Below are 12,671 nucleotides of genomic sequence, written 5' to 3' on the forward strand. Positions count from 1 at the left end.
GCGTCATCGATCGTGACCGTTGTGTCCGCAACCAGGATCGGCGCAGACATATGACCGCCCGCGACGAGCCGCGCACGCGCTGCCTGCGCTTTGGCCTGGCACACGCGCACCACGTAGTCGTGCGCGAGCTCGCCCGGCAACTCGGCCTCAAGAGCTTCGGCGTCTTCGTCAGGTCGTGGCAGCAACAATTCGTAGCGCACGCCGAGCTGTTGCAGCAGTTCCTGGCGGCGTGGACTTTGAGAGGCAAGGTAGACGAACGGATTCAATGCAGCAGCAGGCGTTGCCATAGAGGGTCTCGGTTAGGCGTGGGCGTGAAGGTCGCGCGTGAACAGGGTACGGCATACGCGAAACGCGCGCATTCACCGGGCACATCACAGGCACATTCGGAAAAGCGCGTATGACCACGGCGTGCAGGCGCCTCATACGCAATACGCGAGCGACTAAACAAAAGGTGCGCCCGGTGTCCAGGCAGCCGTAGGCGCTTCCTTAGTCGCTCACACGCGGTGATAGGGGTGATTTTGCGTGATGGTCCACGCGCGGTAAAGCTGTTCGGCAAGCAGTACGCGCACCATGGCGTGCGGCAGCGTCAGGCTGGAGACGCGCAGCAGCATGTCGGCGCGCGCCTTGAGATCAGGGTCGAGTCCGTCGGCCCCGCCGATCAGGAACGCCACGTCGCGTCCGTCCTGCTGCCAGCCGGGCAGGGCGGCGGCGAGCTGCATGGTGGTCCAGTCCTTGCCGCGTTCGTCGAGCGCGACAATGCGCGCGTTCTTCGGCAACGCGGCTTCGATCTTCAACCGCTCCGCAGCCATCACGCTCTCGGCGGGACGCCCCGACGATCGCTGCTCGGGCTTGATCTCGCGCAGTTCGATACGCAGTTCGGGCGGCATGCGCTTCGCGTACTCGTCGAAGCCGCTGGCGATCCAGTCCGGCATCTTGTGGCCGACGGCGAGGATGTGCAGCTTCATTACGGATGCAATCGCGGATGTAATCGCTGACGGACGGTCAACGTTACGTACAGCAAACCGCTCTCGTGCTCATTCACGCGCTTATCGACGGCGTGCCGGCGCTTTGCGCGCAGGCTTGGCGGCCGGTTCGTCCTCTTCGTCTTCATCGAGCGGCTCGCTGGCGCTGGCGCCGCCGAACGGGCTGGAACTCGTCAGCTTGATGCGCACAGGCTTGTCGCCCCAGATTTCTTCAAGGTTGTAGTACTGGCGCAGCGCCGGTTGCAGGATGTGCACGACTGCGTCGCCGCAATCGACCAGCACCCATTCGCCCACGTCTTCACCTTCCGTGCTGATGACCTCGCCGCCGTTTTCCTTGACCTTTTCGCGCACGCTGGAGGCGAGCGCCTTGGTCTGACGGTTTGAGGTGCCGGAGGCGACGATCACGCGGTCGAACAGGCTGGTCAGGTGGCTGGTGCTGAACACCTTGATGTCTTGCGCTTTCACGTCTTCGAGGGCGTCGACGATCGTGCGTTGTAGTTTGCGAATATCCATAGGGTTACCGGTGGTACAGATGATGTTGAAGAATATAGTCCCACACCGCAGTGGGGACATGGCTCGCGGCCTCGTTCTGTTGCTGGCCGCCGGCATGCTGAGCTAGACGTTCGCGCAGATGCGCGCGGATATCGGTGGCCGAAACGTCGAAGGCCAGCGTGGTATCGATCAGCAGATGACCACTAGATGTTGCTTGCAGCACGCTGGCGTCAGCCTGGCGTACGGCGATTTCGGCGGCGACGGGCGGCGGGATCGAGGCGAGCTCGAAGCCTGGGCGGGTCGACGCGCAGATATGCGCGAACTCGAACAAACGGCGCCAATCGCGCCAGGTGTCGAGCCGCACGAGCTGGTCGGCGCCGATCAGCAGCGATAGCGATGCCTGCGGACCTACCTTCTCGCGCCAGCGTTGCAGCGTCTCCACGGTGTACGTGGGGCCGTCGTGTTCGATCTCGTCGGTGGCGACGCTCACCTTCACGCCCGGCAGCTCCAGCGAGCCAGCTGCGGCCCGGGTCATCGCCAGACGGTCGGCAGCCGGCGAGACGTCCGGCTTCTGCCAGGGCTGGCCGGCTGGCAGCAGCACCAGCTCGGTGAGCTGCAGCACCTCGGCAAAACGGCGCGCAAGCGCCAGATGGCCGTCGTGGATCGGGTCGAAGGTGCCGCCCAGCAGGCCGATCCGGCGGGGCAGGGCAACGGGGTGAGCGTTCGCGTTCAGGTGAAAATCCTTTGTCGTGACGGCGCCAGCGCGCGGCGAGGCTGGCGGGTGGCCAAGGCCTTCTCAGCGGCCTTTAGTACCCCTCAGTGCCCTTTAAACCCACTCGCGCGGCACGAGAAAATCGCTGTAAAGGCGTGCTTCGGGCGTGCCGGGCTCCGGCTGCCAGTTATAGCGCCAGTTCACCACAGGCGGCATCGACATCAGGATCGACTCGGTGCGTCCGCCGCTCTGCAGTCCAAACAGTGTGCCACGGTCGAAGACCAGGTTGAACTCAACATAGCGGCCACGCCGGTACGCCTGGAAATCGCGCTCGGCCTCGCCGTAGGATATGTTGCGGCGCTTTTCGATGATCGGCAGGTACGCTTTGAGGAACCCGTCACCCACGCTTTTCAGCATCGCGAACGATTGTTCGAAGCCCGGCTCCGAGAAATCGTCGAAGAAAATCCCGCCGATGCCACGCGCTTCATTGCGGTGCTTGAGGAAGAAATACTCGTCGCACCAGCGCTTGAAGTGCGGATACAGCTCGGCGCCGTAAGGCTGCAGCGCGTCGCGGCAGACGCCGTGGAAATGTTGCGCATCTTCCTCGAAGCCGTAGTACGGCGTCAGATCCATGCCTCCGCCGAACCAGAACACCGGCGCCTCGCCCACCTTGGTGGCGATCAGCAGGCGCACATTCATATGCACCGTTGGGCAGTACGGATTGTGCGGATGCAGCACGAGCGACACGCCCATCGCTTCGAAGCCGCGTCCGGCGAGTTGCGGGCGGGCGGCGCTCGCCGAGCCCGGCAGGGCGTCACCCGCGACATCGGAGAAGCCGATCCCGGCGCGCTCGAAGAACTGTCCACCTTCCAGAATCCGCGTGATGCCGCCCCCGCGCAGCTTCTCGCCGGGCGCGCGCTGCCAGGTGTCGGTGGCGAACGGGGTGCCGTCGAACTCGCCGAGCGTCTCGGCGATGTGCGTCTGCAGGCCTTGCAGCCAGCTGCGTACAGCCTGTACGTCGTAGTTCGAATCCGTCATGAATGCAGGTGCTGGGGCGGCGCGCAGGGCGCGCCGCGGGTTCGTCGGGTTGCGGTATGGCTCAACTATGTTTGCGGTTCAGCGCACGATAGCCGATATCGTGGCGATATTGCATGCCGTCGAACGAAATCTGGTTGATCGTCTCGTAGGCCACAGATTGCGCGCTGCGCACCGAATCCGCCAGCCCCACCACGCACAGCACACGGCCGCCCGAGGTGGTCAGCTTGCCATCGGCCAGCGTGGTGCCGGCATGAAACGTCACCGAATCGTCGGTCTCGGCTGGAATATCGCTGATCCGGTCACCCTTGCGCGGGCTGTCCGGATAGTTGTGCGCAGCCAACACCACGCCGAGCGCGGTGCGGCGGTCCCATTCCAGTTCGACTGTATCGAGCGTGCCGCCGATGGCCTGCTCCACTACCTTCGAGTAGTCGCCCTTCAGACGCGCCATGATCGGCTGCGTTTCGGGGTCGCCCATCCGGCAGTTGAATTCGAGCGTCTTCGGGTTGCCGTGCGCGTCGATCATCAGGCCCGCATACAGGAAACCGGTGAAGCGGATGCCTTCCTTCTCCATGCCCTGCACGGTGGGCAGGATGATTTCGCGCATCACGCGGGCGTGCAGTTGCGGTGTGACGATCGGGGCGGGCGAATAGGCGCCCATGCCGCCCGTGTTCGGGCCCTGATCGGCGTCGAGCAGCCGTTTGTGGTCCTGGCTCGAGGCGAGCGGCAGCACATGCTTGCCGTCCACCATCACGATGAAGCTCGCCTCTTCGCCAGCGAGGAATTCTTCGATCACGACGCGCGCGCCGGCATCGCCGAGCTTGTTGTCGGACAGCATCATGTCGACTGCGGCGTGCGCTTCTTCTAGCGTCAGCGCGACCACCACACCCTTGCCGGCGGCGAGGCCGTCAGCCTTGATGACGATCGGCGCACCCTTGGTGTCGAGGTAGGCATGGGCGGCGGCGACATCTGCAAAGGTTTCGTATTCGGCCGTCGGGATCGCATGGCGCTTCATGAACGACTTGGCGAAGTCTTTCGAGCTTTCGAGCTGCGCAGCTTCCTTCGTGGGCCCGAAAATCTTCAGGCCGCGCGAGCGGAACAGATTGACGATGCCCGCTGCGAGCGGCCCTTCCGGCCCCACCAGCGTGAAGGCGATCTGTTCCTTCTCGACAAAATCGGCGAGCGCAGCCGGCTCGGTGATGTCGACGTTGCGCAGACGCTCGTCCTGGGCGGTGCCGCCGTTGCCAGGTGCCACGTAGACGAGCTGGACTCGCGGCGATTGCGCGAGCTTCCATGCGAGCGCGTGTTCGCGACCGCCGGACCCGACGACGAGTAACTTCATGTGATTCCCCGAAGACCTAAAAACCATGAACGACCGGTGCGTTGGCGGCGCCGGCCGTGAATATCCGCAAGGTTCGCACGAGGCGAACGGCTAACCTGTGACGCCGGCACAAAAAGACGCCAGACGTGCACCCGGTTTGCAAAAAGCATTGGCAAAGCAAAGACGGCAGACAGCGAGGGACAGCACCGGTAACGGACTTTATGCAAGACGCGTGTTACGGGCCGCGACAGCCTGCGGGCGCCGCGCCCACGTGGCGTCTATTCGTCGGCGATAGCGGCGTTTGTATAGACTTCCTGCACGTCGTCCAGATTTTCGAGTGCGTCGAGCAGCTTTTGCATCTTCACCGCGTCGTCGCCGGTGAACTCCACTTCCGTCTGAGGCTTCATCGTCACCTCAGCCAGCTCTGCCTTGAAGCCCGCGGCTTCGAGCGCAGTCTTCACCTTCGGGAAATCGTTCGGCGGGCACAACACCTCGATGCTGCCGTCCTCGTTCGTCACCACGTCGTCGGCGCCGGCTTCGAGGGCTGCTTCCATCAGCTTGTCTTCGGGCGTGCCCGGCGCGAACAGAAACTGGCCGACGTGATCGAACATGAACGCCACCGAGCCGTCCGTGCCCATGTTGCCGCCGTTCTTCGAGAACGCGTGACGCACTTCCGCGACGGTGCGGATACGGTTGTCCGTCATGGTGTCGACGATCACCGCCGCGCCGCCGATGCCGTAGCCTTCATAGCGGATTTCTTCGTAGGTTGCGCCGTCGACGCCGCCAACGCCACGCTGAATGGCGCGATTGACGTTGTCTTTCGGCATGTTGGCGTCATACGCCTTTTCGACGGCGAGTCGCAGACGTGGGTTCGTGTCGATTTCGCCTCCGCCCATGCGGGCGGCAACCTGAATTTCCTTGATGAGCCGCGTCCAGATCTTGCCGCGCTTGGCATCGGTCGCTGCTTTTTTATGCTTGATGTTGGCCCATTTCGAATGACCCGCCATACCTTTCTCCGTCGCGCGCGCCAGTGGGGCGCACGCATAGTGCAATTGTCGTTGCGATGTCGGGCGCTTGGGAAGGCGCGCCTCGATGTCAAACCGCGCTGCCGGACCGCGATGTCCGACCCATTTCATCTTGAACCTGAAGCGCCCGGCAATCGGACCGGACCGGTCTGAACTGGGTCCCGCGGACCCCGCAAAGGCGCGATGCGCCGGGCGATTGTGCAAGTTGAGCCGCTTGATGAGCGGATGCGAATTTTATCATGCCGCGGGGGTGCGGCAGAGGGGAGGCGACGCGAAAGAGCGTGCCTGTTGAGGTTGCAGCGCCAATTTAGCGTCGCTGCGACTCTTTCAAACTCAATTCTTCGTCCCAAACAACCGGTCACCCGCATCGCCCAGCCCCGGCACGATATACGCGTGTTCGTTCAGATGTGAATCGAGCGACGCCACGTAGAGTTTCACGTCCGCGTGCGCGTCCTGGAACACCTGCACGCCTTCCGGCGCGGCCACCAGCGCGAGGAACATGATGTTTTCGCCTGGCACGCCACGGCGCTTGAGCACATCCACGGCATGCACCGCCGAGTAGCCGGTCGCCACCATCGGATCGCACAGGATGAAAATCCGGTCTTCCAAGTCCGGCAGCCGCACCAGGTACTCGACCGGCCGGTGGTCGTCCGCACGGTACACGCCAATATGGCCGACGCGGGCCGACGGAATCAGCTCTAGCAGCCCGTCCGACATGCCGATCCCAGCCCGCAGCACCGGCACGATCGCCAGTTTCTTGCCGGCGATCACCGGTGCATCGATCTCGAGCAGCGGAGTGGTGACGCGGCGCGTGGTCATGGGCAGATTCCGGGTGATTTCATAGCCCATCAGCAGTGTGATCTCGCGCAGCAGCTCGCGGAAGGTGCGCGTCGAGGTGTCCCGGTCGCGCATGTGCGACAGCTTGTGCTGGATCAGCGGGTGATCGAGGATGAAAAGATTGGGGAAACGGCTGTCCTGTGTCATGGCGGGAGCGCTAGCGGCGGCAAGAGGAATCGATCGGCGGCCCGTTGACCGGCAGAACCGGCAGGCGGGCTCGCCACGCGCTGCAAGTTTACCGAAACTGCCGCCCGAAGATACCGGAGATTGTGGAGACCGTCGGCAGTCAGGCACCGTTTCTTCTAGAATCGGGGGAAACCGTCCGCGCGGGCGCAAGCGGCAGTCGTGGCGTTGCCCTTTCTGAGGCTACGCCGCGCAGTCATGGAAACAGGAAGAGATAGAGGAGGATGGGCGGATGGACATGGGAATCGCAGGACGCACCGCGCTGGTCTGCGCGGCAAGCAAGGGGCTCGGCCGCGGTTGCGCGGAAGCGCTGGCCGCCGAGGGCGTGAATCTGGTGATCGTCGCCCGCACGGCGGAAACGCTCGAGGCCACTGCCGCGGAGATCCGCGCCACAACCGGCGTCGAGGTCAAGACCGTGGCGTGCGACATCACCACGCCGGAAGGCCATGCGGCGGCGCTCGATGCATGTCCGGAACCGGACATCCTCGTGAACAACGCGGGTGGTCCGCCGCCGGGCGACTTCCGCAACTTCACGCACGATGACTGGATTCGCGCGCTCGAGGCCAACATGCTGACGCCGATCGAACTGATCCGCGCCACCATCGATCCCATGATCGCCCGCGGCTTCGGCCGGATCGTCAACATCACGAGTTCGGCGGTGAAGGCGCCGATCGACGTGCTGGGCCTCTCGAACGGCGCCCGCTCGGGCCTGACCGGTTTCGTCGCCGGCATCTCGCGCAAGGTGGCGCGCGACGGTGTGACGATCAACAATCTGCTGCCGGGAATGTTCGACACCGACCGCATTGCTACCACGATCAATGCCCAGGCGAAGGCGCAAAACGTCTCCGTCGACGAAGCGCGCAAGCAGCGCATGGCGTTGATTCCGGCGGGCCGTTTCGGCAATCGCGATGAATTCGGCCGAGCCTGCGCGTTTCTGTGCAGCGTACACGCGGGCTACATCACTGGGCAGAACTGGTTGCTGGATGGCGGCGCTTATCCGGGTACCTTCTGAGCGGACGCTGTTTCAGCGCCTCACCCCACCGTCACAACCACAACAACACATCTGGATCAGGAGACTTAGCACCTCATGACGACCCGCATCGCGCTGATTGCGCACGACCATAAAAAGGAAGCCATCGTCCAGCTTGCCGGCGAATACGTCGACACGCTGCGGCGTTGCGACATTGTTGCAACCGGCACGACCGGCTCGCGGATTGCGGACACGCACGGGCTGACGGTCGAGCGGATGCTGTCTGGCCCGCACGGCGGCGATCTGCAGATCGGTGCGCAACTCGCCGAGGGCCGCGTCGATATGGTGATCTTCCTGCGCGATCCGATGACGCCGCAGCCTCACGAACCGGATATCAACGCGCTGGTGCGCGCCTGCGACGTCCACAACGTGCCGTGCGCAACCAACATTTCGACGGCGCGGATGATTCTTGACGTCCTGACTTTGCGGCTCGCGGAGAAGGTCTGAGATTCACACATCGAATTCACTCATCACAGATAACTTGTATGTCGACAGGAAAGATCATGGTCAAGGCAATTCGTTTTGATAAGGCAGGCGGCCCCGAGGTGATGAAGTGGGTCGATGTCGAGGTAGGGGAGCCGGGTAACGGCGAGATCCGCATCAAGCAGCATGCAGTCGGCCTGAACTACATCGACGTCTATTTCCGCACCGGTTTGTACCCGTTGCCGCTGCCGGGCGGTCTCGGCATGGAAGCGGCGGGCGAGATCACGGCGGTGGGCGCGGGCGTGACGGATCTGAAGACTGGCGATCGGGTCGCGTATGTGGCTCGTCCGCCGGGCGCTTACACCCAGGAGCGCGTGTTGCCGGCGGTTCAGGTCGTCAAGCTGCCGGATGCGCTGAGCTACGAGCAGGGTGCTTCGGTGATGCTGCAGGGCCTGACCGCGCAGTACCTGCTGCGCCGAACCTATCCGGTGAAGGCGGGCGACACGATCCTGATCCAGGCGGCCGCGGGCGGCGTCGGCTTGCTGGCGTGCCAATGGGCAAAGGCGCTGGGCGCGACGGTGATCGGCACGGTCGGCTCGGACGAAAAGGCGGAGATCGCCAAAGCGCATGGTTGTGACCACACCATCGTGTACACGCGCGAGAACTTTACCAAGCGCGTACGCGAGATCACCAACGGCGCGGGCGTGCCGGTTGTCTACGATTCGATCGGCAAGGACACGTTTACGGCCTCGCTCGACTGCCTCGCACCGCTCGGCCTGTTCGTGAGCTTCGGCAATGCATCGGGTCCGCTTCCGCCGATCGATTCCTCCGAGTTCGCCGGACGCGGCTCGCTCTTCTTCACCCGGCCGACTTTGTTCACGTACATCGGCAAACGTAGCGACTACGAGGCGATGTCGGCGGAACTGTTCGACGTGCTGGTGTCGGGCAAGGTCAAGACCAGCATCAACCAGCGCTACCCGCTGTCCGAAGTCGGGAAGGCGCATACCGAACTGGAAAGCCGCCGCACCACCGGCTCGACGGTGTTGCTGCCGTAGCCGCAATGCCGCATCAAGGTGTAATAGCGGCGCCATAAAAATTCCGCGCTGCACCACGCTCCGCACGAGCGCGGTCTCTCCCCCGTAAAGCCAGCCCCCACGGGCTCCAGGCCGTTCCAGCCTCGCTGGAACGGCCTTTTTCGTTTACACATTTTTTACATCGCCCCTGCCATCTTTGACCAGGACTTTACGCCGATCGGCATAACGTTCTACCCATCCAAAGTCCGCTACTGGAGAACACAAATGGATGTGCTGTATGTCGGGGGGATGGTGCTATTTGCAGCGCTGACCTTTGCTTTGATTGCCGGCTGCGAGAAGTTGATGCAGTTCCGGCGTGGGCAGGGAGCGCGCTCATGACCTGGATTCTGTGGTTATCGGGCGCAGCCACTGCGCTGCTTTTCATATACCTGGTCTATGCGCTCCTGCGCGCGGAGGACATTGAATGAACTCGAACAATGTCCTGCAAACGGTCATTTATCTGGTCGTGCTGCTTGCACTCGCTGTACCGGTCTCGCGCTATATCACGCGCGTGATGGATGGCACCTCTCGCGTGGTCCGCTTCGGTGGTCCGCTCGAGCGCCTGCTGTATCGCATCGCTGGCGTCGATTCGTCGTCCGAGATGAGCTGGAAGCATTATGCGATCGCCACGATCGCGTTGAATGCGCTCGGCACGCTGTTCCTGTACGTGATCTTGCGCGTGCAGGGCTGGCTCCCAGGCAACCCGCAGGCGTTCGGTCCGATGTCGGTCGACAGCGCCTTCAATACGGCTGTCAGCTTCGTCACCAACACCAACTGGCAGGATTACACGCCTGAACAGACCACCGGCTATCTGACGCAGATGCTTGGCTTCACGGTGCAGAACTTCCTGTCCGCAGCCACCGCCATCGCCGTGGTGATCGCGCTGATTCGTGGCTTTGCCCGGCACACGGCGCAGACCATCGGTAACTTCTGGGTCGACATCACGCGGGCAACGCTGTACGTGCTTATGCCGATGGCGGCCATCATCGCCGGCTTGCTGATGAGCCAGGGCGTGATCCAGAACTTCAAGGCATATCAGGACGTGCCGACCCTGCAGACCACTACCTATGCCGCGCCGAAGCTCGACGCACAAGGCAACCCGGTGAAGGATGCGAAGGGTAATGCGGTGACGGTCGACACCAAGGTGACGACGCAGACTATCGCGATGGGCCCGGTGGCATCGCAGGAAGCGATCAAGATGCTCGGCACCAACGGTGGCGGCTTCTTCAACGCGAACTCGGCACACCCGTACGAAAACCCGACACCGTTCAGCAACTTCCTGCAGATCGTCGCGATCCTTATCATTCCCGCGGCGCTGGCCCTGGTGTTCGGACGAATGATCGCGGACCGCAGGCAGGGTATCGCCGTACTTGCGGTGATGACGATTGCCTTCACCGCCTGCGTGGTGGGTGAAATCAGCGCCGAGCAGGCTGGCAACCCGGCCTTTACCGCGCTGAATGTCGATCAGTCCGCCAATGCGCTGCAGTCGGGCGGCAACATGGAAGGCAAGGAAACGCGCTTCGGCATCGCGCAGTCGGGCATCTTTACGGTCGCCACGACGGCGGCGTCGTGCGGTGCGGTCGACAACACGCATGACTCGCTGACCCCGCTCGGTGGCCTCTACCCGATGCTGCTGATCCAGTTGGGCGAAGTGATCTTCGGTGGTGTGGGCTCCGGGATGTACGGGATGCTCGTGTTCGCGCTGCTCGCCGTGTTCGTGGCAGGCCTGATGATCGGTCGTACGCCTGAATATGTCGGCAAGAAGATTGAAGCGTATGAGATGAAGATGGTGTCGATCGTCGTGCTGCTCACGCCGCTGCTGGTGCTCGTGGGGACCTCGATCGCAGTGCTGAGCGATGCGGGCAAGGCAGGTATCGCCAACCCCGGGCCGCACGGCTTCTCCGAAATTCTCTATGCGTTCAGCTCGTCGGCGAACAACAACGGTAGCGCGTTCGCGGGGCTGTCGGTGAATACGCCGTTCTACAACTGGCTGACGGCGATCGCGATGTGGTTTGGCCGCTTCGGCACGATCGTGCCAGTGCTGGCCATCGCCGGCTCGCTGGCGGCGAAGAAACGGCTGGCCGTCACTGGCGGCACGCTGCCTACGCATGGTCCGCTGTTCGTGGTGCTGCTGCTTGGTACCGTGCTGCTCGTCGGCGCACTGACGTACGTGCCTGCGCTCGCTCTTGGCCCAGGCGTCGAACATCTGATGATGATCGCGGGCCATTGATCCGGGCAACCAGGAAAAAACGAGGCTTCAATGACTGAACATAATGCAACGCGGTCCATGTTCGATCCGGCGCTAGTGCGTCCGGCGATCGTGGACTCATTCAAGAAACTCACGCCACGCACCCAGTTTCGCAACCCGGTGATGTTTTGCGTGTATGTCGGCAGCATTTTGACGACGATCCTCTGGATCGCCGCGCTGGGCGGCCAGGCCGAAGCGCCTGCGGGGTTCATCCTCGCAGTGTCGCTGTGGCTGTGGTTCACGGTGCTCTTTGCCAACTTCGCGGAAGCGCTCGCTGAAGGCCGTTCCAAGGCCCAGGCTGCGTCGCTGCGCAGTGCGAAGAAAGACGTGATGGCCAAGAAGCTCAACGAGCCTCATCCGAAGTCGCCGATCCGCATCATGACGGCTTCCGATCTGCGCAAGGGCGACGTCGTACTGGTGGAAACCAACGACGTGATCCCAGCTGACGGCGAAGTGATCGAAGGTGTGGCGTCGGTGGACGAGTCGGCGATTACCGGCGAATCCGCGCCGGTGATCCGCGAATCGGGCGGCGACTTTTCGTCGGTGACGGGTGGCACACGCGTGCTGTCCGACTGGATCGTCGTGCGCGTCACGGCGAATCCGGGCGAAGCCTTCCTCGACCGCATGATTGCGATGGTCGAAGGCGCGAAGCGTCAAAAGACGCCGAACGAAATCGCACTGACGATTCTGCTGGTCGCGCTGACGATCGTGATGCTGCTCGCTACCGCGACGCTGCTGCCGTTCTCGATTTTCTCGGTCGAAGCCGCCAAGGCTGGCCATGTGGTGAGCGTCACCGCCCTCGTGGCACTGCTGGTGTGCCTGATCCCGACCACGATCGGCGGCCTGCTGTCCGCCATCGGTGTGGCCGGTATGAGCCGCATGATGCAGGCCAACGTGATCGCGACCTCGGGCCGTGCTGTGGAAGCTGCCGGTGACGTCGACGTGCTGCTGCTCGACAAGACCGGCACGATCACGCTCGGTAACCGTCAGGCATCGACCTTTGTGCCGGCGCCCGGCGTGACGGAAGAAACGCTCGCCGATGCTGCACAACTGTCGTCGCTGTCGGACGAAACGCCGGAAGGCCGGAGTATCGTGGTGCTCGCCAAGCAGCGCTTTAACATCCGCGCTCGCGACATGGCATCGTTGCACGCTGTGTTCCTCGCCTTCACCGCCCAAACGCGGATGAGCGGTGTGGACCTGCCGGGCCGCGAGATCCGTAAGGGCGCAGCCGATGCGGTCAAGAACTACGTCGAAGCGAACGGCGGCCGTTATCCGGCTGAAGTGAACAACGCCGTAGCGGAAGTGGCAC

General features: G+C 63.2%; 15 protein-coding genes. 7 read left to right on the forward strand and 8 right to left on the reverse strand.

All coding sequences use genetic code 11. The features are described from left to right. From M0954_RS14560 to upp, 8 genes are all read right to left on the reverse strand, one after another. A partial coding sequence (locus tag M0954_RS14560) for a Maf family protein (RefSeq protein ID WP_297353947.1) occupies nt 1-287 on the reverse strand: 287 nt, incomplete at its 3' end. A gap of 207 nt (nt 288-494) precedes the next feature. Continuing rightward, the gene (gene rlmH / locus M0954_RS14565) at nt 495-965 is read right to left on the reverse strand and encodes a 23S rRNA (pseudouridine(1915)-N(3))-methyltransferase RlmH (RefSeq protein WP_122154045.1); all 471 of its coding nucleotides are present in this window, start codon (nt 963-965) and stop codon (nt 495-497) included. A gap of 81 nt (nt 966-1,046) precedes the next feature. Further along, complete coding sequence (gene rsfS / locus M0954_RS14570) at nt 1,047-1,496, reverse strand: ribosome silencing factor (RefSeq protein WP_122154046.1); 450 nt, start codon at nt 1,494-1,496, stop codon at nt 1,047-1,049. A gap of 4 nt (nt 1,497-1,500) precedes the next feature. Continuing rightward, on the reverse strand, nt 1,501-2,208 hold the full coding sequence (locus M0954_RS14575; RefSeq protein WP_122154047.1) for a nicotinate-nucleotide adenylyltransferase: 708 nt from the start codon (nt 2,206-2,208) through the stop codon (nt 1,501-1,503). Between the two features lie 93 nt (nt 2,209-2,301). Beyond that, a complete protein-coding gene (hemF, locus tag M0954_RS14580) occupies nt 2,302-3,225 on the reverse strand; it encodes an oxygen-dependent coproporphyrinogen oxidase (RefSeq protein ID WP_297353949.1) in 924 nt (307 codons plus the stop codon). Between the two features lie 61 nt (nt 3,226-3,286). Beyond that, complete coding sequence (purD, locus tag M0954_RS14585) at nt 3,287-4,564, reverse strand: phosphoribosylamine--glycine ligase (protein WP_297353951.1); 1,278 nt, start codon at nt 4,562-4,564, stop codon at nt 3,287-3,289. Between the two features lie 257 nt (nt 4,565-4,821). Beyond that, nucleotides 4,822-5,550 carry a YebC/PmpR family DNA-binding transcriptional regulator gene (locus M0954_RS14590; RefSeq protein ID WP_123384480.1) on the reverse strand — a complete coding sequence of 243 codons (729 nt, stop codon included), beginning with the start codon at nt 5,548-5,550 and terminating at the stop codon, nt 4,822-4,824. Between the two features lie 351 nt (nt 5,551-5,901). Then, nucleotides 5,902-6,552 (reverse strand): uracil phosphoribosyltransferase, encoded by a 651-nt coding sequence (upp, locus tag M0954_RS14595; protein WP_122154051.1) that lies wholly within the window; start codon nt 6,550-6,552, stop codon nt 5,902-5,904. A 268-nt stretch (nt 6,553-6,820) separates the two neighbouring features. Between upp and M0954_RS14600 the strand changes: the two genes are divergently transcribed. The 7 genes from M0954_RS14600 to kdpB form a co-directional block, all read left to right on the forward strand. Further along, nucleotides 6,821-7,600 carry an SDR family oxidoreductase gene (locus M0954_RS14600; protein ID WP_297353953.1) on the forward strand — a complete coding sequence of 260 codons (780 nt, stop codon included), beginning with the start codon at nt 6,821-6,823 and terminating at the stop codon, nt 7,598-7,600. 75 nt (nt 7,601-7,675) lie between these two features. Then, nucleotides 7,676-8,065, forward strand: a complete 390-nt coding sequence (locus tag M0954_RS14605; protein WP_122154053.1) for a methylglyoxal synthase — start codon at nt 7,676-7,678, stop codon at nt 8,063-8,065. Nucleotides 8,066-8,121: 56 nt separating this feature from the next. Beyond that, nucleotides 8,122-9,096, forward strand: coding sequence for a quinone oxidoreductase (locus M0954_RS14610; RefSeq protein WP_297353955.1), 975 nt, complete (start codon nt 8,122-8,124; stop codon nt 9,094-9,096). Between the two features lie 243 nt (nt 9,097-9,339). Next, nucleotides 9,340-9,453, forward strand: a complete 114-nt coding sequence (locus M0954_RS14615; RefSeq protein ID WP_063495261.1) for a hypothetical protein — start codon at nt 9,340-9,342, stop codon at nt 9,451-9,453. Next, nucleotides 9,450-9,542 carry a K(+)-transporting ATPase subunit F gene (gene kdpF / locus M0954_RS14620; protein WP_074265341.1) on the forward strand — a complete coding sequence of 31 codons (93 nt, stop codon included), beginning with the start codon at nt 9,450-9,452 and terminating at the stop codon, nt 9,540-9,542. The genes M0954_RS14615 and kdpF overlap by 4 nt, the downstream gene beginning before the upstream one ends. After that, on the forward strand, nt 9,539-11,344 hold the full coding sequence (kdpA, locus tag M0954_RS14625; RefSeq protein ID WP_122154055.1) for a potassium-transporting ATPase subunit KdpA: 1,806 nt from the start codon (nt 9,539-9,541) through the stop codon (nt 11,342-11,344). The genes kdpF and kdpA overlap by 4 nt, the downstream gene beginning before the upstream one ends. 30 nt (nt 11,345-11,374) lie before the next feature. Next, on the forward strand, nt 11,375-12,671 hold a 1,297-nt coding region (kdpB, locus tag M0954_RS14630; RefSeq protein WP_297353957.1), incomplete at its 3' end, for a potassium-transporting ATPase subunit KdpB.

The organism is Paraburkholderia sp., from assembly GCF_026225065.1.
Classification (GTDB): domain Bacteria; phylum Pseudomonadota; class Gammaproteobacteria; order Burkholderiales; family Burkholderiaceae; genus Paraburkholderia.